This is a genomic window from Psychrobacter sp. UBA6766 (genome assembly GCF_002453355.1).
Classification (GTDB): Bacteria; Pseudomonadota; Gammaproteobacteria; order Pseudomonadales; family Moraxellaceae; genus Psychrobacter.
Genome location: NZ_DKGQ01000057.1, coordinates 53,245 through 74,578, shown reverse-complemented (window position 1 = coordinate 74,578; position 21,334 = coordinate 53,245). Strand labels below are relative to the sequence as shown.

General features: G+C 43.6%; 18 protein-coding genes. 14 read left to right on the top strand and 4 right to left on the bottom strand.

Going from position 1 to position 21,334, the window contains the following annotated elements; all coding sequences use genetic code 11:
- Positions 1 to 302: 302 nt before the first annotated feature.
- From B4K26_RS12460 to B4K26_RS12450, 3 genes are all read left to right on the top strand, one after another.
- Positions 303 to 1,004, top strand: coding sequence for a hypothetical protein (locus B4K26_RS12460; RefSeq protein WP_296245847.1), 702 nt, complete (start codon positions 303 to 305; stop codon positions 1,002 to 1,004).
- 459 nt (positions 1,005 to 1,463) lie between these two features.
- Complete coding sequence (locus B4K26_RS12455; RefSeq protein ID WP_296245846.1) at positions 1,464 to 2,453, top strand: malate dehydrogenase; 990 nt, start codon at positions 1,464 to 1,466, stop codon at positions 2,451 to 2,453.
- 212 nt (positions 2,454 to 2,665) lie between these two features.
- On the top strand, positions 2,666 to 2,905 hold the full coding sequence (locus B4K26_RS12450; protein WP_296245845.1) for a DUF2789 domain-containing protein: 240 nt from the start codon (positions 2,666 to 2,668) through the stop codon (positions 2,903 to 2,905).
- Positions 2,906 to 2,998: 93 nt separating this feature from the next.
- On the opposite strand, the gene ribF is transcribed toward B4K26_RS12450, so the two are convergent.
- On the bottom strand, positions 2,999 to 4,012 hold the full coding sequence (gene ribF, locus B4K26_RS12445; RefSeq protein ID WP_296245912.1) for a riboflavin biosynthesis protein RibF: 1,014 nt from the start codon (positions 4,010 to 4,012) through the stop codon (positions 2,999 to 3,001).
- 246 nt (positions 4,013 to 4,258) lie between these two features.
- On the opposite strand from ribF, the gene B4K26_RS12440 reads away from it, so the two are divergent.
- Entirely contained in the window at positions 4,259 to 4,903 is a 645-nt protein-coding gene (locus tag B4K26_RS12440) for a GNAT family N-acetyltransferase (RefSeq protein WP_296245844.1), read from the top strand.
- Between the two features lie 62 nt (positions 4,904 to 4,965).
- On the opposite strand, the gene B4K26_RS12435 is transcribed toward B4K26_RS12440, so the two are convergent.
- The 3 genes from B4K26_RS12435 to ampD all read right to left on the bottom strand — a co-directional run bounded on the left by B4K26_RS12435 (position 4,966) and on the right by ampD (position 8,090).
- Complete coding sequence (locus tag B4K26_RS12435; RefSeq protein ID WP_296245843.1) at positions 4,966 to 5,640, bottom strand: hypothetical protein; 675 nt, start codon at positions 5,638 to 5,640, stop codon at positions 4,966 to 4,968.
- 130 nt (positions 5,641 to 5,770) lie between these two features.
- A complete protein-coding gene (murJ, locus tag B4K26_RS12430) occupies positions 5,771 to 7,321 on the bottom strand; it encodes a murein biosynthesis integral membrane protein MurJ (protein WP_296245842.1) in 1,551 nt (516 codons plus the stop codon).
- 172 nt (positions 7,322 to 7,493) lie between these two features.
- Positions 7,494 to 8,090: a 1,6-anhydro-N-acetylmuramyl-L-alanine amidase AmpD gene (gene ampD, locus B4K26_RS12425; RefSeq protein WP_296245841.1), complete on the bottom strand. Its 597-nt coding sequence runs from the start codon at positions 8,088 to 8,090 to the stop codon at positions 7,494 to 7,496.
- A gap of 178 nt (positions 8,091 to 8,268) precedes the next feature.
- On the opposite strand from ampD, the gene B4K26_RS12420 reads away from it, so the two are divergent.
- The 10 genes from B4K26_RS12420 to ftsA all read left to right on the top strand — a co-directional run bounded on the left by B4K26_RS12420 (position 8,269) and on the right by ftsA (position 21,282).
- Complete coding sequence (locus B4K26_RS12420; protein ID WP_296245840.1) at positions 8,269 to 10,506, top strand: DUF4105 domain-containing protein; 2,238 nt, start codon at positions 8,269 to 8,271, stop codon at positions 10,504 to 10,506.
- Positions 10,507 to 10,577: 71 nt separating this feature from the next.
- A complete protein-coding gene (locus B4K26_RS12415; RefSeq protein WP_296245839.1) occupies positions 10,578 to 11,441 on the top strand; it encodes an SDR family oxidoreductase in 864 nt (287 codons plus the stop codon).
- Between the two features lie 66 nt (positions 11,442 to 11,507).
- Positions 11,508 to 12,497: a hypothetical protein gene (locus B4K26_RS12410; RefSeq protein ID WP_296245838.1), complete on the top strand. Its 990-nt coding sequence runs from the start codon at positions 11,508 to 11,510 to the stop codon at positions 12,495 to 12,497.
- 76 nt (positions 12,498 to 12,573) lie between these two features.
- Positions 12,574 to 13,305 (top strand): orotate phosphoribosyltransferase, encoded by a 732-nt coding sequence (gene pyrE, locus B4K26_RS12405; RefSeq protein WP_296245837.1) that lies wholly within the window; start codon positions 12,574 to 12,576, stop codon positions 13,303 to 13,305.
- 122 nt (positions 13,306 to 13,427) lie between these two features.
- A complete protein-coding gene (gshB, locus tag B4K26_RS12400) occupies positions 13,428 to 14,399 on the top strand; it encodes a glutathione synthase (protein WP_296245836.1) in 972 nt (323 codons plus the stop codon).
- Between the two features lie 370 nt (positions 14,400 to 14,769).
- A complete protein-coding gene (gene murG, locus B4K26_RS12395) occupies positions 14,770 to 15,855 on the top strand; it encodes an undecaprenyldiphospho-muramoylpentapeptide beta-N-acetylglucosaminyltransferase (RefSeq protein WP_296245835.1) in 1,086 nt (361 codons plus the stop codon).
- Between the two features lie 66 nt (positions 15,856 to 15,921).
- Positions 15,922 to 17,379 carry a UDP-N-acetylmuramate--L-alanine ligase gene (murC, locus tag B4K26_RS12390; protein ID WP_296245834.1) on the top strand — a complete coding sequence of 486 codons (1,458 nt, stop codon included), beginning with the start codon at positions 15,922 to 15,924 and terminating at the stop codon, positions 17,377 to 17,379.
- 11 nt (positions 17,380 to 17,390) lie between these two features.
- Complete coding sequence (locus B4K26_RS12385) at positions 17,391 to 18,512, top strand: D-alanine--D-alanine ligase (protein WP_296245833.1); 1,122 nt, start codon at positions 17,391 to 17,393, stop codon at positions 18,510 to 18,512.
- A 462-nt stretch (positions 18,513 to 18,974) separates the two neighbouring features.
- Positions 18,975 to 19,772, top strand: a complete 798-nt coding sequence (locus tag B4K26_RS12380; protein WP_296245832.1) for a cell division protein FtsQ/DivIB — start codon at positions 18,975 to 18,977, stop codon at positions 19,770 to 19,772.
- Positions 19,773 to 19,989: 217 nt separating this feature from the next.
- A complete protein-coding gene (ftsA, locus tag B4K26_RS12375; protein ID WP_296245831.1) occupies positions 19,990 to 21,282 on the top strand; it encodes a cell division protein FtsA in 1,293 nt (430 codons plus the stop codon).
- The last annotated feature ends 52 nt before the right edge of the window (positions 21,283 to 21,334 follow it).

The following is a 21,334-nucleotide window of genomic DNA, read 5'->3' as shown; positions in this document are numbered from 1 at the left end:
TTGACATCATTATTTTAAAACTAGCATAGGCTTCTCATGCTCTGTTTACGTTTTTGCTATAGATTAAAAAAAGCAATTTGCTACCATTGTTTTAGTTTCCGTCTGTATTTCCTGTTGGCTTACTCTCAGAAGGCTAAATACTTTCAAGCGACCTAATTTGATAAGTGTCTTAGTTTGGATTATGGAAATTAATGAATCCTAATTGCTAAACGCTCTGACTTCTTATGATTAAAAAATATTTTAATTTGCCCATATCGTCGCAAGCTAGGCGTCAATTATCTATTCAGACAAAGGTGGGCTCGATGTCAAAGACAACGTTATCAGAGCATTTTAATAAATACTGGTTACGGACAAAGTATGATAATAATAAAGGTAATGCTGCATTTGGTATAACAGCGTTACTATTGCTGCAGGGTGCAATAATGTTGCCAGCCCAAGCGGCTAATGCCAGTAAATCAGGTCAGCGGGTATTGATGATTGAGATGACGCCCGCTCTATGTAGCTTACAACCAACGCGCGCCCGTATGCGTCAATGTCTGGAAGGTTATTCGCTAACCGTTTCAGGATTAGACATGGGTTATGGCGAGCGCTGCGGTCGCGGTAGTGAGCCGCGTCTGACGCCACTACAATTAAAAGTCGTCAATCGTGTTATGCCGGACACCACAGTGCGAACCCAAGTATGGCAGCGCTATGGTGCTTGTAGTCCGCTCAGCGCTAGCAGTTATTTTCGCCAGATTACTAACTATGCAGCCGACTTAAAACTGCCAAATGAATTGAATACAGGCAACAGTTACACGGTATTAAAATCTCGATTTGTTGGGCAAATGACCCGCTTAAATAATGGTATGACGCCAGCTAGTATTGACTTGATTTGTCAGGTAGGCACACGTCGACAAATGGTATTGACTGATGTGCATGTGTGTTATGAAGGCAGCTCATTCGGTACTTGTAGCAATGTCGTCGACAACTGTGGTAGTAAGTTTATTATTTCAGGTGGCAAATAATCCTTTTTTTGGGATTGAGTTATTGTCCATTAATAACGCCTCTTTCTACCTTTAATAATTAAAGACAGTAAAGTGCGAATAATAATGATACTGGCAAATTTCCCTATAAATGCTTTAAATTTTAACCGTTATTCTGGCTAAAACGCTTTTTCGCCGTCTTTTAATGCTTCTTTTAAACCTTTCTTGACATCTACCTATCCCTTTATTCTTTTACCTTTGCGCTGAAAATCTCACGCTCTGCCCGTATAAAATGTAACAATATAATCCGTATTGTCCGCAAACGCGTTCGCGCTTTCTCTAGACGGTTAATAGGCTGAGGTGCTACACTAGTGAACGGTTTATGACTGCTATATTCAGCGAGCAAGTCGCTATCTCAAACGATATTCATCAATCAAAACCATCTATTAGAACCATCCATTAGAATTGTGAATTATCTAATCTATAATTAGGGAGTATTCAATGTCAATGAAACAGCCTTTACGTGTTGCCGTCACTGGTGCCGCTGGTAATATCAGCTATGCTATGCTATTTCGTATTGCATCTGGTGAGATGCTAGGTAAAGATCAGCCAGTTATTTTGCAATTGCTTGAAATCGCCCCAGCACTTGACGCCCTAAAGGGTGTGGTCATGGAGTTAGAAGACTGTGCATTCCCATTATTGGCCGGTATCGTACAAACTGATGATGCGACTGTTGCATTCAAAGATGTAGACTATGCTTTGCTAGTCGGTTCACGTCCTCGTGGTCCAGGCATGGAACGTAAAGATTTGCTAGAAGCCAATGCGGCAATTTTCTCAGCGCAAGGTAAAGCATTGAACGATGTTGCCAGCCGTGATGTAAAAGTATTGGTGGTCGGTAACCCTGCCAACACTAATGCCCTTATCGCTCAGCGTAATGCACCAGATCTAGATCCACGCAACTTCACTGCTATGACGCGCCTAGACCACAACCGTGCGATCGCGCAGCTGGCTGGTAAAACAGACAGCACTGTCAATGATGTGAAAAAAATGATCATCTGGGGCAACCATTCATCAACTCAGTACCCAGATTTAACAGCTGCGACAGTCAATGGCAAACCAGCATTAGATTTGGTTGACCGTGACTGGTATGAAAACACTTATATCCCAGAAGTACAACAACGCGGTGCTGCAATTATTAAAGCGCGCGGTGCATCATCTGCCGCTTCTGCTGCCAACGCTGCCATCGCGCATATGCGTACGTGGGCACTAGGAACTGATGAGAACGATTGGGTCTCTATGGGCGTTTACTCAAACGGAGAATACGGTATTGCTGAAGGTTTAATCTACTCATTCCCAGTAACTTGCGCGAATGGCGACTGGTCTATCGTAGACGGCGTTGATGTGTCATCAAATTTCTCAAAAGAGAAAATGGCAGCGACTGAGCAAGAGCTTAGCGAAGAGCGTGATGCCGTAGCACACCTGCTTCCATAAGTATTTAATTTACTGATACTGCTACCTAATAATTGATCTAGAAAACGCCCTCTTAGTTAGAGGGCTTTTTTTGTGTTTCAAACGCTGCACAATACAATTGATAACGTTAGCTAAACGTTGAATTACAGCTATTCAAATAAAGCTTGCTACAATAAAGTGGTAAGTTTAAATAATAAGCACGAATAAATCTGTATCATTTAAGGAGAAGTTATATGTTGGGTGAACCGGAATACAGTATGAATGAGCTATTTGCTCAGTTAGGGCTAGATAGTTCAGATGAAGCGATCGAGCAATTTATCGAAAAGAATAAATTGGCCAAAGAAGAGGAGCTTACCGATGCGCATATTTGGAACGACAATCAACGCGCTTTTTTAAGAGAAGAGTGGTTTAAGGATGCAGCTTGGGTAGAGACTATTGATGAATTAAACGTACGTTTGCACCCTGAAGCCTAAAAATAATAATAGAGTAGCATCATAAATAAAACCCACAACCGTTATAAAGGTTGTGGGTTTTTTACTATCAGTCTGATAATGATAGCTATCTATTTAATCAGGCTGCTGAGCACGCCATTCAAGTAAATCGATAACATCATTGTGAATGCCTGCTTTTAATGCCTGCAAACTCTCATAATGACGCTCGCCATGTAAATAATGCAAAAAGCGAACTTGTAAGGTCAACCCATATAAGTCTGCTTGTAGCTTTGGAAAGTGTACTTCTAAGCGCCAATCATGTTCTTTATCTACCGACGGTCTGATACCAAGATTGGCAGTACCAAATAAGCTATGCGGACGTAGACCTTTCACCCCTGGATTTTCATTATCGGTGAGTGCGGTTAGACCATCTGGTATGATATTGCCATTATCATCGAGGCTAACAACATCGACAGCAAAAATACCATGTAATGCAGGTTTGATGCGCTTTAAATCAACGTTTGCAGTAGGGAAGTCCATGGTACGACCGATTTTATCACCGCCAATCACAACTCCTGTAAGTGTATAATCGCGACCCAATAAGGCATTGGCCGCATCAATGTCACCTGCCAATAATAAATCACGAATGCGAGTAGAGCTAATGCGCGCGCCTTTACCTTTATCGTCGATGACAGTATGTAAATTGGTCACATCTAAGCCATAATCACGTAAAAACTGACTGTCGCCCGTTCGGTCATGGCCAAATTTAAAGTCATCGCCCAATACCAAAGCTTGGACGTTTAAGCGCTGCGCTAAAATATCGGCAAATGCCTGCGCCGATAGCGAGCGAAAATCACTATCAAAGCTGGCGACTATCAACGTTTCAATACCATATTCTGAGAGCAAAGCTTGCTTTTCGGTAAGATTGGTCAAGCGAGCAGGTGCGGCAGTGGGAGCAAAAAACTCACGGGGCTGGGGCTCAAATATCATGACTGCCGAGCTAAGATTCTGCGCGTGGGCAAGCTCACGAACTTGTGCAAGCATCGCTTGATGACCTAAATGCACGCCATCGAAGTTGCCAATAGTCAGAACGCAGGGCGCTAAAACTACTGGACTAGTATTGGCCGGCAAAGCGCTTGTCGACGCCATCAGTTGCTCAAGAAAATAGGTGTTCATAAATGTCAGCTATGATAGATAAGACCAAATGAAAAACGAAAACACATTGCTACTTAAAAACCTTCTTTCTAAAAAAGCGTCTCTAAAAGAAGTGTCTAAAACCAGCCATTATAAAGTAAAATAGTCATACTAACATCCTATAGTCTGATGTTCATCAAACATCAAGGCCATTATTTATCACTCACTATTACTTTTATTATGACTCATTATGAAAATGCTATGACTGACGCTGCCTATCCTGCTTCTGGTGATGACAACTGTAATTCTATGACATCTACATTGACAGTTGATAAACTCAACGAGCGCTTTATTGTTCAGCGCGCTAATCAAAAAGATTTGCCAGCTATTTTGGCGATTTATAACCAGAGTATCGCGGGCAAACGAGCTACTGCCAATCTAGCACCAGTAACTTGCGAAGAGCGTCAAGTTTGGTTTGATGAGCATTTAAATAAGGCAGCGCGACCTATTTATGTGGTCAAAATTGTTTCTAACGCCGAAGACGCAACATTTAAAAGCACAGCGCAAGCTGAGTCGGTAATCGTTGCTTGGGGCAGCTTTAGTGACTTGTATGCGCGCCCCGCTTATCATATCAGTACTGAGATCAGTATCTATTTGCATAAGAATTATCATAATCAAGGAGTAGGAAGCTTATTAACGCGTTGGATGCTAAAGCAAGCGCCAAGTCTAGGCATTCATAACGTGATTGCGCTTATCTTTGCTCACAATCAACCAAGCTTAGGATTGTTCCGTAAGCTTGGGTTTGAGCAATGGGGTTATATGCCAAAGGTTTGCGACATGGAAGGTTTTATCGCCGATGTCGTGATGCTTGGTAAAGCGGTAATTGCCGATAGTAATGGTCAATGAAGATAACGATGACCAATAATAATGCCAGATGAAGCAAGTTTAGAGAATGGCAGTTAGACGCCTTATCCTAAAATCTTCCATTTTCCGCTGATTTTCCGCAGCTCATAAGTCAATGGCGCAGGTTCGCTTTGACCTTTTAGCCTCAGTTCACCAGTGATGGTAGCGCGGGTCTTATCATCGTTATATTTGGTATCGGTAAAGGTGACGCCATCAACCGTTTGCTGAAAAGCGGATTGCGTTTTGGAAAGCTCTTCCTCAAAGTTTGCCATGTCTACTTTATAATAGGTTGCCGCTTGCTTAGCGTCACCGTAATACAAGCTATCTAAGGCTTTTTTAACCGTATCTTCCGGCGTGCCGTCTTTAGTCGGATTGGTCACTAAGCTTTTGTGCTTAGCAGAGGCAGTGACTGGATTGATGTTATCGCTAGTAATCACTGTTTTATCTTTAACGTTATCTGCTGCTTCCTCAGCTTTAACTGCGGTATTAGCATCACTACCCAGGTCTTGTACTTGATTAGCGTCAGTGTCTTCAACAGTTTCAGCAACCGCTGGTGCCGATTTAGTACTATTAGAAGCAGTATCAGCAGTTGTATTTACACTGTCTGCCTCATCATTACTTCCTTTATCATTGCTGCTACAACCGCTTAAAAGCAGTCCTGTGCTCAATAAACCCGTGGCAAGTAACAGTGGTAGGCGTTGGAAGGTTCGCTGTTTAGTTGTTGTATCAATCGTTGTCATATTACACCTCTAAAACTGTTTATTTATCGGTAATTATGGCAACTATCAGCGTTATTCACTGTCAATTCTCATACGAAGCTTGTCTTGGTTTGGTAAGTTACAGCCTTGCTGGGTGTTTAATAATCAATACTTAACCATGTTTTAGCTGGCGCGGACGAAAACCTGTTGCTAATAAGACGACGCCGTAAACGGCCGCACCAACGCCGCACATAATCAGTAGCGCAACGATACGTTTCCACTGCGCATCATTGGTTGGGAAATAGGGCAGCATGACATAAAGCACAGCAAGCATCGAGGCAGTAGCAATCGCAAACTGGCCGAACAGCTTTTTCCAGTGGCTACCAAAGCGAAAAATTTCACGCTTGTGCAAGAAATAATATAACAAGCCTGCGTTCACAAACGCCGCACCCGTCGTTGCCAACGCCAAACCGCCATGCAGCGGCATATCTAGGGAATAAAAGATACCGATAAAAATGACACTGAAAATCATATTGGCAAAGACGGAGACAATACCGATTCTGACGGGCGTTCTGGTGTCTTGACGGGCAAAAAAGGCTGGCGCAAAGATTTTAATCAACATAAAGCCTAAAATACCGCCTGCCATACTTTTTAGCGCAAGAGAGCTCATTTGGGCATCGCGTAAGGTAAATTCGCCACGTAAAAACAGTGCCTGCATAAGTACGTCAGAGAGTATAAACAGTGCTGCCGACGCAGGAACGCCGACCAAAATAATTAAGCGCGCTGCCCAATCAATGGTCTTTTTAAAGCTGACATCATCCTTTTGTGCTTCACTTTTCGATAGGCTTGGCAAAATGACCGTGCCGATTGCCACACCAATTAATCCTAACGGTAGCTCACTCATGCGCTCGGCAGCATAAAGCCAAGACACTGAGCCGCCAATCATTAATGAAGCAAATACAGTATTAAGCAGTAAATTAATTTGAGTAACAGAGACGCCGAAAATAGCAGGCAACATCAATTTTAAAATGCGGCGAACGCCTTCATGCTGAAAATCAATTTTTGGTGCGACCAGTAGTTTTTGTTGCGAGAGCTGCGGCAGTTGTATCAACAACTGGAGCAAACCTGCGATAGCAACAGAGTAACCAAGCGCCATGATAGGGACATCAAACATCGGTGCAAAAACCAGCGCGCCGCCAATCATACATAAATTTAGCAAAACAGGTGCAAAGGCTGGCGCGGCAAAACGCCCGTAACTTTGTAAAATGCCGCTGGCAAAAGCGGTCATAGAAATAAACAATAAATAAGGGAAAGTTAAGCGTAGCAGTTCAGCAGTGATAGCAAATTTATCGGGCTGATCAGCAAAGCCTGGGGCAAATAAAGTCACTACCCATGGAGCGATCAAAATAACCACGACCGTCAGCATCGATAGCACTAGCAGCAGTGCGCCTGAGGTACGGCTGACTAAAATCTGAACCTGCTCTAGGCTGTATTTTTCTTTATATTCAGACAATACAGGGACAAATGCTTGGCTAAAAGCTCCTTCGGCAAACAGGCGGCGCAAAAAGTTGGGAATCTTAAAGGCAACCAAAAAGGCATCCATCAGACCGCCTGCGCCAAAGACGCCTAACAAGACGACATCACGCACCAAACCTAAAATACGCGACAACATGGTCATGCTACTGACCACCATGGTTGAACGAAATAACCGACTTTTTGCCATGAGAACCTATTCTGCTAATTTGTTTGCTGATGGTTGTTTGCTGATGCAGTGTTATTAAAAAACTGACGGATTATAGCACTTTCATCACACTGATAAATGCATTGGATGTGGAATACTATTTGTCGTTTACAGAAATTTTAATGAAATTCTTCACCTAATACTGCTTATAGATTTATGACTGGCTCGCGGAATAGTGAGTAATCATTTCACGCAACTTTGTCCATTCAAAATAATCACCGGGGTCAGTTTTACGACCGGGCGCGATATCGCTATGACCAGTGAGATGGCGACGAGTCTTTGGATAGGCCTCATAGATAGCAGCGATGACTTTGGCAAGTGTTTCATACTGGGCGGCGGTAAAGGACACAAAATCTGACCCTTCAAGCTCAATGCCAATGCTATAATCATTACATTCAGGACGGCCCAAGTAGCTAGAGCGTCCAGCATGCCAAGCGCGTTCGTTAAAGTTGACAAACTGGGTAATCGTGCCATCACGTTCGATAAATAAATGCGCTGAAACTTCTGCGCCTTTAATCGTTTGAAAATAAGGATGTGCTTCCCAGTCTAATTGATTGGTAAATAAGGCTTTGACGTAATGTATGCCATCTTTACCATAAGTCCCAAACTTATTAGGCGGCAAGCTGATATTGTGAATCACAATGGCATCAATCGCGGTATTTTCGGGCCGTTTATTATAATTTGGTGACGCAAGCCACGTCGCAGCTGATAATCGTCCGTCTCTAATAGTCATTGACGATGCTATGGACATAATACTCTCTTTTATAATGGAATTAATAAGCGCGATACGTACTTTCACCGTCAGCCTTCGATAAATAACAAGCCAGCAGCTCTACAAAAAATAGCTTTATTCACAACAGATACTCTGAAGTACTAGCAGAGTGAATCGCGCGATTAGCGTATGACTTCTACAGGGCGAGATATTACTCATGTCTATATATTCAAACCTGTTGGCGATAGATTGTTCGTCAACAAACATTGGCAGAAGAGCGCAATTGCCGCTCACCATAGCTGGATTGCTGCTGACCGTACAGGCACAGGCATTTTTGCCAACACCCGCATCACTTGTGACGACAGGTGAATTGGCACTGGGAACTGAGGTTAATTCTACCTCTAGTGCCGAATCGGCTTCAGATGCTAAATTGGCTTCTAAATCTCAAAGCGCTGAGCCAAAATTGACGGCTTATTCTGAGCCAGATAATACCATCATGCCAAATGACGATTCAAATAAAGAAGACGCTTCTCATCTCCTTGATAATCAAAATATTAACAACGCCAATACTGAGCAGCTACTAGCCTCATGGCGCAAACAAGCTAAAACAAAAAATCTCGGTCAGCATACGACATGGCGACGATTGTTATATTTCTTTGATGATCAAAAGAATTTAATTGGCAAGAAAAAAGACAGCAGTATCGTTGATGATGCTGCATTTTACTTAAGTAAAAATGGTCAGCAGGATTCAGCGGCTGAGCTTGATGCGTTGCTTGTTGCCCTTGCTGATGAAATGGCTACGACTCCAGATAACAGGATTACTAATAGCAAGCTGTCTAATCGTACGGCTCAAAACCCAGTACAAAACTCAGTATTATGCCGTTTTCCCGCGCGCGTCCAATGGCTAACCGATACCTTGAATATCGATAAGAGCGGCTTGCAAGTCGACTGCCCAGAGCTTCATGACTGGATGCAAAAGCTGGCACCTGAGCAGCTGTCTATCATGTTTGCACAAGAATATTTAGACAATCCTATCTCAGCCTTTGCTCATACATTATTGCGGATTGATTCCAAAGCCAGCGTTGCTGATCCAAGCCAAATTCATCATGCAGTTGCGTTAAATTATACGGTAGGCGGTGACTCAGAAGATAATTTTTTGGTATATGCTCTCAAATCAATGACGGGAGGTTATGACAATCTGATTGAAATTGATCCTTATTCAGAAAAGCTGGCGAAATACCTGCAAGAAGATGAGCGCGACGCGTGGACATATCAATTAGATTTGACCCCAGCGGAAGTGCAGCAAATTATGTTGCATGTTTGGGAAACCAAAGATTTAGAGCTACCGTATTACTTCACCACTGATAACTGTGCTTCTGAGATTTTACGCTTAATCGACGTGGTACGCCCGCAGCAGCATTTATTAAGCCGCCTGCCTTATGCGGTGATTCCGTCAGATGTGGTGCAATTGCTCGATGGCGAAAACCTACTTGCCAGCACCAATTATACGCCCGCCGATAGCACTTTGCGTCAAGCGCAGTTAAACAAGATTAAAGAGCAGCGTGCGCAATTGGGCTATCATAATAGTGCTAAGCAGACGCTGAATGAGATTAAATCTGCTCAGTTAAATCTGATTTCTAGCATTTCAGACAACGGACAAACATTATTACCACGCCGTATTGCAGTAGCGGATAACAATCCAATGGATAGACATCCGTTACAACTGGCTCATGTTGGAGTAGGGCAGCGCGGAGATAATAACTATATCGATTTGGGCGTGCGCGCAGGCTATCACGATACTCTTGACCGTCCTTCAGGATTCCCGCAGTTCTTTGATTTAGAAGGCGCGGCTGCGACCATACGCCTTTATGACACCGATAATGATAAAGCCAATCAGCCAAGCAGTGTGGTCTTACAAAATCTTACCTTGGTTCGTGGACGCTCATTTAATCCAGTGAATTCTGCCAAAAAAGGTAAAACATGGGGCGCAAGTATTGAAGCAACCCGCGTAAATGATGGCTCACAGCAAGATGGCAGCGATCATTTAGTCGGTAGTCTAGGCTATGAAACGGGCTGGTCATGGGCGTTTGGCACGCCTACAGCAAATACAGGTGAGATGCCGCCGCAGCTATGCTATACGTTTTTGGCAGGTACCGCGCAAGTAGGGCGCGGTATCAATAAAGGCTATCGTGTTGGCACAGGCGTCAATGCAGGATGTCGTTATCAGATTAACAATCAGTTACGCGCGCAGGCTGAATTGCAACTGCCATATTGGTATCATGGCAGCAGCGATGAGTCTAACGCCCGTGGTCATTACTGGCAACCAGTATCAACGTTAGGGCTGCAATACGATATCGATAAAAAACAAGCATTACGTATCAATGCCAACTACGAATGGCAAGATCGTATTGATGCCAGAGAAGACATAAAACTGTCGTATAGACGCTATTTCTAGAGCTTGTTATTAAATTATTAAAGATCGTGTTAGAAAGTTATTAGAAACAGCATTTGAACAAAGGATATATAATGAGAACGCAAAATTTATTGATTATTGGTCAAGGAGGTATTGGTTTACCAGTCACCAATAAGCTAGCCAAAGACGGTGTAAATGTCACGGGGCTAGCGCGCCGCGAGCGTCATCATTATGTCCTACATGACAATGCTAAATTTTTGCAAGCCGATGCATTAATGCTAAGTGCTGAGCAGTTGCAAGGATTTACGGCGATAGCAATTATCGTAACGCCCAATGAATATTCAATCAGCGGTTACAACAACAGTTACTTAGCCATCAGCCAGCATTTGGCGACATTGGCAAATAAACTATCAAACCTTGTACGAATCGTCTTTATTTCATCAACGGGTGTTTATGGACAAGACAATGGCGAATGGATTGATGAAAATACGGCGCCTGTGACACCTGAGCGTGAAGCCTCACAGGTTATATTACAAGCGGAACAAGTATTGCAACAAGGTTTTGGCGATAAAGCCATTATCATTCGTCCAAGCGGTATTTATGGCCGCGAACGCCTCATGCGTTTGCGTAAAGCCAAGGAAAAACAAAAAGAACCAGTCGCTGCCGAGCATTGGAGCAATCGCATTATGGATCGCGATTTGGTAACTGTTATTGCTAAAGTTATGACCATAGATAGGCCAAGATCCATCTATATAGCTACTGATTATTTACCTGTGACGACTTTTGAGCTAGGTACGTGGTTAAGTAAGCAAATAGGTGAAGTTCCGCCTGTTATTGATGACAATAAAGCCGCGGTCACGGGAAAGCGCCTGCATAGCAATATTCCGTTAGCTTGGCTGGACTACCCTGATTGGCAAGCAGGATACCGAGATATTTTGCATCATCAACAGCAGCATCAAAATCAACATTCAAAGTAAAATATCAGTTTGATTTGACTGGTTTTATTTTTACAGCTTTTAAATTTGCAAGCCTAGAGACAATCCATGACCCAGCATTCTGCTTCTGATGACCGTTTATTCAATGCTAGCGCTAGAGCAGAAGAGAAGCCGCCTGCAGAGGGCATTGCTGAAAAAACTGCTTTATTCGCAAATAGTCAGCAGCCTGCGATTGTTCACCCTAATTTTGATCCAAAGCGTTTACCGCTTGATCCTGCTCGGCCATTGAGTGATATACCAGAGCCTGCGCGCCGTTTAAATGGTCAGCTGCGCCGTTTATATGGCAGCTCCACGCGTTTTTATCAGCCTAATAGAGATAGCTTATCGAAGTGGACGCTGATAGCGTCAGAAGCATTGGCTGAGCATTTGGCATTACTGAGTGCGGCAAAGTTGGTTGCGCTGCCAGAAAGTTTTTATCACAATCATAGCGATCAGTCGATATTATCGCCACTAACTGATATGACTTTGCTTGATATGGCAGATATTCAGCGTGCGCTACAAGTATATCCAAAGCTGACGCGTTATGGGTTTTTGGCGGCTGATACTATAAATACTGAAAATAATATTCAGAAACCGTTAGCGGCAGAATCTCTGCGAGCATTGACCAGACGTTATAATCCTGATGAGCTGCTTAATAGTGTGTACGCCGATGACTGGCAAGTGGTGTTGCAACCACAACAGTTTGATAATGGCGAAGGTAGTTTAGCGACTGATATTATGGCCTGTAGCGTTGCGGTCCATGCTTTACAGCAATGTAGTACGCGCAAAACCATTAATCACAGCTATAGTGCGGCGCAAATTTGTCAGTATATTCGTAGCTATTTGCTCAGTCAGATTGTTTTTGATCCCGCTCAGCGCCAAGCTTACCGTCAAGTGCGCTTATTTACGGGGCACATTATTGTGGCGGCGTATCATTTGGGTTGGGACATACAAGTCAGTCACGATGGGCAATGCTACTTTACTATCTCATCGCGCTGCGGATTATTAACGCGTTACGCAAATATGCAAGATTATGATATCAACGGTTGGTCAAGTTAAGCCGACGCGACTATAATGCCTTGCATAACTTTTTGATTATTCAATTTTCATTTTTCTTTGCTGATAGGAAGACCCTATGCTGAATGCCGCCACGCCTAAAAACGCCCAACATACTCAAAACGCTTCATTTTCATCGCATCAATTTATCCAATTGGCTTTAGACAACCAGGTATTAAAATTTGGCGAATTTGTGCTTAAGTCTGGGCGTATTAGTCCGTATTTTTTTAACGCAGGCTTACTGGCGTCGGGTGAGATGTTATCGCTATTAGCGCGTGGTTACGCGGATTCTTTAGCTGAAACAGTCGCTAAACAGGAAGCCGTGGTCAACAATGGCGCAGATGAGCAAGAACTGGTTATTTTTGGTGCGGCTTATAAAGGTATTCCCTTTGTCGCCGCAACGGCCCAAGCGTTATGGCTGCATCATGGCATCAATGCTAAATGGGGCTATAACCGCAAAGAAGCCAAAATCCATGGTGAAGGTGGCAATTTAGTCGGCGCTGACGTCAATGGTAAAGCAGTCTGGGTGCTTGATGATGTGATTACTGCTGGCACGGCGATGCGCGAAGTGATTGAGATTTTAGAGCAAGCGGGCGCAAGTGTGGCTGGTATTATTGTCGCCCTTGACCGTAAAGAAAAAGGCCTAGCGGAGCGCTCTGCCATTCAAGAGCTGGCGTCGACCTTAGACGTTCCGGTGCGCGCGCTGGTTGATATCGATGATTTAATCAGTTATTTAGCAGAAAGTGACCCAGAAAAAGATGCGACTCAGCTTGCAAAAATGCAGCATTACCGCGCCCAGTACGGCATATAATTTATTGCAGTTATTGCTGTGTTTCAATTATTTTTGAGTAAAGTTTGAGTCGTTTTGGCATGTCGGTTATGTCCGTTGAAGCATTTTAAACCATTAAAACCATAACGTAAGTGAGCCTTATTATGAGCCAAGAACAACAAAAAAAATCGTTAAAAATACTGATCATTATGGATCCGATCGAGCAGGTCAATTATAAAAAAGACACCACTCTGGCAATGATGTGGTCAGCGCAAGACCGTGGGCACAGTCTTGGCTATTGCCAGATTCATGATTTATGGTTAGATCGTGGGCAACTGATGGTAGATTACCAGCCAGTGACGGTGAAGCGTGACCCCAATAATTTTTATACCTTAGGGGACAAAGCGACAGTGCCGGTCGGCGATTTTGATGTAATTTTGATGCGTAAAGATCCGCCGTTTGATATGCGCTTTATTTATGCTACGTACCTGCTTGACCATGCCAAGGCTGCAGGCGTGCTGGTGGTCAATGACCCACAAGCGATTCGTGACTGTAATGAAAAGCTATTTGCTACTTGGTTTAGCGATTATATGAGCCCAACGATTGTGACCAGCAAACAGGCGCATATTCGCAAATTTATCACTGAGCAGCAAGACGTCATTGTCAAACCCTTAGATGGTATGGGTGGTACGGGTATTTTTCGTCTGACCACTGATAGCCCAAATATTGGCGTGACGCTTGAGATGTTAACCGAGCTTGAGACGCTACCAATTATGGCACAGCGTTATTTACCGGAAATCGTCGATGGTGATAAGCGCGTGCTCATCGTCGATGGTGAAGTGGTCGATTATAGCTTGGCGCGTATTCCGGTAAAAGGCGAAACGCGCGGAAATCTCGCTGCTGGTGGTAGTGGGGTGGCGATGCCGCTCACCGATGTCGAGCGCCAAGTGGCAGAAGTAGTCGCACCGATTGTCAAAGAAAAAGGGCTGATGTTCGTTGGTTTAGACTTAATCGGTGGCCGTATCACTGAAATTAACGTCACTAGTCCAACCTGTGTGCGCGAGATTAATGATCAATGCGGTACTGATATTGCGACTGACTTTATCATTGCCATTGAAAAAAAGCTGGCCGTTTAAGCAGTGTGGTCTACACCATTTAATCTAAATAAAGCATTTTAATTAAAACAGATTAGATAAAGCCGTAAGGATAGAGTGATTTATCACTAAGCTATGTGCACAATACTTAAAAAACAGTGTGCTAAGATGTGTTTTCCATCAATTATGAAAGCTGAGGCTTTTATGAGTGTTTAACTCTATTTATCAAAGCCAAGCCGCGATTGTTCACGGCTTGGGTTTTTATTATTGGCGCTGCATAAAGTGCTGTCTATCAGGCAGTGAATTACACTATACTATGCGGGCTTTTAGAGGGCCATTTTGGTTCGCTAAAAAATAAAATTAAAAGATAATAAGTCTTTCATATAAATAAAGAAAAGATAGGCAGACGTTCATGAAAAAACCGCATATATTAATGATGGCTGCTGGTACAGGCGGGCACGTATTTCCAGCGCTTGCGGTTAGCGAAGAATTGACCAAGCGCGGTGCTGTTATTCACTGGTTGGGAACGCCGAGTGGCATGGAAAATGGCTTGGTTGCACCTACGGGTTATCCTTTTCATGCGATTGATATGCAAGGATTACGTGGTAAAGGATTGGGTCGCATGCTTAAGCTACCTGTTACTTTATTGTCAGCGACGATGGCGGCGATTAAAGTCATTCGTGGCAACCAAATAGACGTGGTCGTCGGCTTTGGTGGTTATGTCACCGCGCCCGGCGGTATTGCGGCGCGCTTGACCAAGACGCCGCTGATTATTCATGAACAAAATGCCATTGCAGGGATGAGCAATCGCTATTTGGCAAAGTTAGCGACCAAGGTGTTGCAAGCGTTTGAAAATACCTTTGCCAGTGGCGAACTTGCTTCAAAGATTGAAACGGTGGGAAATCCCATACGTAATGCTATTAGCGGGGTTGCTGAACCAAGTGTCCGTTACGACGTTAACGACAGCTCGCCACTAAAATTGCTGGTAGTTGGCGGCTCGCTTGGTGCGCAAGTATTAAATGAGACGTTGCCAAAAGCGTTGGCGTTGATTGATCGACCTTTTGAGGTGCGCCATCAATGTGGTCGTAATAACGAGGCCACCACGCAAGCGGCTTACGACAGTGAAGCGTTAAGCACTCATCAATTCACGGTTCAGCCATTTATCGATGATATGGCAGCGGCGTACAATTGGGCCGATATTGTGGTTTGTCGGGCAGGGGCGTTGACGGTGACAGAAATTCAAAATGTTGGCATTGCGGCAATATTTGTACCGCTACCAAGTGCCGTTGATGACCATCAAACGGCAAACGCGCGCACTTTGACCCAACACCAAGCTGGGATTCTGTTGCCGCAAAGCGAGCTGACCCCGAAACGCTTGGGAGATGAGCTTAATACGCTAGATAGACGAGCATGTTTAGAGATGGCAGAAAAAGGCCATGCGCTTGCTAACCGTCAAGCCTGTCAGCGAGTTGCTGATATTATCTGGCAAGCCTTATAAAGCTAATTTTACTACTTATTATTTATTCTAATTAAACTTGTTCGTCTTCAATAAAGAGAAAACCCTATGCCAACCTCTGCTAGATCTTTAACTAAGCGTTTAATTGAAATACCAGAAATGCGCCGTATTCAGCATTTGCATTTTATCGGCATTGGTGGTTCGGGAATGTGTGGTATCGCTGAGGTTATGCACAATCAAGGCTATAAAGTCAGTGGATCTGATATTGCTGAAAGCTTAGTGACGAAACGCTTAGCACAGATTGGTATCGATATTGCGATCGGTCACGATTCCAAAAATATCGCCAATGCCGACGTTATCGTCGTATCATCTGCTATCGACCGTAGTAACCCCGAGGTAAAAGCAGCGCTTGAAGCGCGTCTGCCCGTGGTACGCCGTGCGGATATGCTCGGCGAGTTGATGCGTTATCGTCATGGTATTGCGGTTGCTGGCGCGCATGGTAAAACCACGACCACCAGTCTGCTGACGACCATGATGGCAGAAGGTAAGCTTGATCCGACGTATGTGATTGGCGGTAAATTAAACGCCTCGGGTAAAAATGCTGCGCTTGGCAGCAGTCGTTATTTAATTGCCGAAGCGGACGAATCTGACGCCTCATTTTTGACTTTGCATCCGATGGCAGCGATTGTCACCAATATCGATCAAGATCACATGGAAACTTATGGTAATAGTTTTGATAAATTAAAAGCCGCCTATATTCAGTTTTTACAAAATATGCCATTTTATGGTTTAGCCGTGGTTTGCGGTGACGACCCTGAGCTGTACGCCATGATTGATGACATTGGGCGTCCAGTATTAACCTTTGGTCTTGAGCCCTTTAACGATGTTCAAGCCGTTGATTTGGTCAGTGAAGGAACAAAAACCCACTTTACCGTTTTGCGCCGTGACCGTGATCCACTGCGACTGACCTTGAATATTCCAGGTGTGCACAACGTTTATAATGCGTTGGCTGCTATTACCATGGCAACCGACGAAGGCGTCGACGATGAAGCCATTACCCGCGCCCTGCAAAAATTCGCCGGCGTCGGTCGCCGCTTTGAGCAGCAGGCATCGGTAGAGATAGATGATGGCGACGTCTTACTAATCGATGATTATGGTCACCATCCAAGAGAAGTTGATGCCACGATTAAAGCGGCTCGTCAAAGCTTCCCTGAGCGCCGTCTAGTCATGATGTTTCAACCGCACCGCTATAGCCGTACGCGCGATTGTTTTGATGATTTTGTTGAAGTGCTCTCAAGCGTCGATGAATTATTATTATTAGAGGTTTATCCCGCTGGAGAAAGCCCGATTGCTGGCGCTGATACCAAGGCATTGGCACGTAGTATTCGTATGCGCGGCACCGTTGAGCCTACGATTATCGATAAAAGCAGTATTGCCCCCGTAATGCAGCGCTTACTTAAAGCGAATGACATGTTAATTACCCAAGGCGCGGGCAATGTTGGACAAATCGCAACCGAGTTAGCCGCCAATAATCTATATATCAAACAAGCCGAAAAAGCATTTTAGGAACAAAACTGATGACTACCAATAATCAAGAACACAATAACCAAGAAAACAATCATCAAAAAAATGAAAGCAACCCTACTAAAGGTATGAATGCTGAGGCTAATACCGCTATCACCAATCCGGAACCTGCACTAGCAGCCGCGGCACAAGCAGAACAGAACAAGATTGCAGGTAACCAGCCAAACCATAAAACTGTTCCTAGCATCGCAAACAGTGCCGTCAAAGACGCCAGTCAGTTTGGTAAAGTTGCGGTGATATATGGCGGTAGTAGCAACGAGCGCAGCGTATCGTTAGACAGTGGCGCTGCCGTATTGCAAGCACTACAAAATCAAGGTGTTGATGCCACTCATTTTGACCCTAAGTATCAGGACATCACTGAACTTCGAACATACGACCGGGTGTTTAACGTTTTGCATGGTCGCGGCGGCGAAGATGGCTTGTTACAAGGTGTGCTGCAGTGGTTTAATATTCCGCAGACTGGTTCTGGTATTTTGGCATCGGCACTTGGTATGGACAAAGTACGCACCAAACAGCTATGGCAAGGATGCGGTTTATCGACCGCACCATTTTCATTGCTAACCGCTGATACTGACTGGCAGCAAGTGGTTAACATGCTAGGACTACCGCTAATTATTAAGCCTGTCCATGAAGGCTCAAGTATCGGTATGACTAAAGTTAATAACCTCGATGAGCTGCCTGCCGCTTATGCAACGGCGGTGCAGTGTGGTGATGCCGTGATGGCTGAACGCTGGATTACGGGCCGCGAATTTACTATTGTCATTATCGACGACGAAGCCTATCCGGTGATTCGTCTTGAGCCTGCTGATATCACCAATTTCTATGATTTTGAAGCCAAATATAATCGTAACGATACCAGTTATTATATTCCTTGTGGATTAAGTACGGCTGACGAAAAGCATCTGCAAGAGTTAAGCTTGGCGGCATTTCGCGCTGTTGATGCAAAAGGTTGGGGACGTATTGATGCGATGCAGGATGAAGCTGGTAATTTTTGGCTACTTGAGATTAATACCGTCCCAGGCATGACCAGTCATAGTTTGGTACCAATGGCGGCTAAAGCACGCGGTATGGATTTTGATACCTTATGTTGGCATATTCTGGCGCAAACCTTATAAGTATCTGTTGATAAAATAAGGTCTTGCCTAATAGGTTTTGAAGTAGACTTCCTAAAACTTAGCTTTAATATCTATCCATTAAAGCTAAGTAGCTTTCCTAAATTCATTTAAATGTATCGCTAGCCCTGCTATAACACAACTTAATGTAAACTTGTGTAATTTCGTCATTGGTAATGGGTGATGTGCTATTGTTTAAATGTAAAATACGTTAATATTGTAATTATTGGTCTATATTAGTGATATTTATGGTTATTTATGCAATTTCTTCTTAAGTTATTCATTAAATGAGAAAAATGTTAACTTTTAAAGCGCATAACCAAGCTTTATAGATCGCTTTAGACAGATAAATTAATAATATATCGATTTATAGAGTACTGCGAATAGAAAGCAGATTTACCTTTAATACAAGCACCATTGGCGTTATGTAAATGGTTTTAAGAGAAAATAGGGACGACGTGTATTATGACTCAAACTGTCAATGACATCGCTGACTTGATGAGTGATAAAACCTCTCACCCTAGCTCTAACTTTCAAATACCGAAAATGGTCAGATATTTTTTTACAGTACTGGTACTCGGTTTGCTCGTACTGATATTGGTCATGGGTGGTAAAGCATTGCGTGATGCTCCACCTGCGGCTATCCATGTCGATGAACGTGGGTTGACCGTGGCGCAATATCGAGCGTTACAGCAAGTCATGAGCCAACAGAGTGTGAGCAGTTTCTTTACCTCCGACTTGCAAGCACTTAGAGATATATCCACCAGTCTCGCGTGGGTTGACCAAGTCAGTATCAGCCGTGATTGGCAACAAGGTATTGTGATTAAAGCGTTGCCAAAGCAGGCAGTGGCAAATTTCGGTACTGAGCGTTTGGTAGATGCAAAAGGCGCGGTTTTTGTTCCTGCTGATAGTAGAGAGTTAACGCAAGAGCGTTTTGCGACTCTACAAGGTGATACAGCGCAAGCGCCCGTTATTATGCAACAAATGCAGCAAGTGAACGACTGGTTTGCGCCGCTTGATATGCAAGTTGCCGATATCATTCTTTCACCAAGAATGACTTGGCTGATTCGCTTTGATAATGGGTTACGTGTCATTGTTGATAATGAAAACACTGCGCAAAAACTATTGAATTTAAGTCAGCTGCTTGGCAATCAATTAAGCAGCCGCCGAGAAGAAATACAGTCAGTCGATCTTCGTTACAAAAATGGATTTACCATCGCATGGAATCTGGCGCCGCCAAAAAATGCTGAAACACCACCATAAAAAAGCATCTCGAGACAGTACCCAGCAAAGATACTAAGCAAAAATGTCAAGAAAGAAACCAAGAAATAAAAAATAAGAAAGCAATTAAGGTTCTATGTCCGTCTGCTTTTTAATGTAGAGAGTTTACTTATAACATGACCGCGTGATAAAGCGCATTTTTAATGATTTAATGGAGACGTCATTTGCTCTCCTGTTTAGCGATAATTTGTCTGGTACCATGAAAAATACTGAAAATCTGGTTGTTGTCCATCTAAGTGCCACGGCAGTGTATGTCGTCATTGGCAGTGTTGTCTCTGCAAAAGACATTCGTATTATGGGTGTGGGACAAGTTAAAAATAGCGATTTTTATCAAGGTCAGATAAAGCATCGTGAACGTTTGCAAGGCGCGATCAAACAAGCCATTCAAGAAGCAGAAGATACCGCCAATTGCCGCGTGCATAGTGTTTGGTTGACCTTAGCAACACCTGAGCTATTAAGTAAAAATAGTGCAGGTAATGTCAGGGTTGAGGATGAATTTGTTCGTGCCAAAGATATGGTGCAAGCACTATCTAATGCCAAATCACAAGATTTGTCGCCTGACTACTATCTGATGCATTGTTGTCAGCAAGGTATTTATATCGACAATCAAGAGTTTATGGTTGATGACGCCATCGACATGGTCGCGCACAATATCACCGTTATGTATCATATGATGATGATGCCAGTAGCTGGCCGTCAGAATATCCAAAAACTCTTGCAAAGCTGTGACGTAGGCATCGATCATATTGTTTTTGATGCCGTTACCAGTGCCGAATATAGTTTGATGAGTGACGAGCGCCAACAAGGGGTTTGCTTAGTTGATATCGGCGCGAGTACCACCAGTATCTGTGTGTATAAAGAAAATAAACTGATTTTTACCCACTGTATCGCCACAGGTAGCCATGAAGTGACGATGGATATTTCAGCTGATGTTGGCATTTCCATGATAGAAGCTGAGCGGCTTAAAAAAACGCACGGTACTGTCGATGTTAATAGCGTCGACCCTAGCTCATTCTTTCTATTTAAGCCGCAAGGAACAGGCGATGAGATTAATATTGGGACGTATAATCTAGCGCGCATTATTGAAGCGCGTTATGTGCAGATTTTTACTGAAGTGGTTCGTCAACTTCATGACGCTGATTTGTTAGGCTATATTGATAAAGGTATTGTACTCACAGGCGGCGGAAGTGCCATTAAAGGTATGATACCTTTCGCTAAAAAACTACTGAAAATGCCAGTGGTATTGACCAATACCCATCCTGCTATTAGTGCTTATAATCATTTTGGCAATGACGAATCATTTAAGCAGCTGAATATGCAGGTCAATGATCGCGCTTATCAAACGGCATTTGGTACCTTACTATATAGTCAAAGCGAGCAGTTTCGCCACAGTGAAAAAAGTGAGCCAGAAGCGATTCAAAAAAATCGCGTCACGGGTGTTTTTCAAAGTGCGGGACAACGTTTTGCTAGTGTCCTCAAAAAGATACTATAATTCTGCTGGCAAATTTACGCCTACTAAGTATTGAAGAGTATGCCGCAGCATG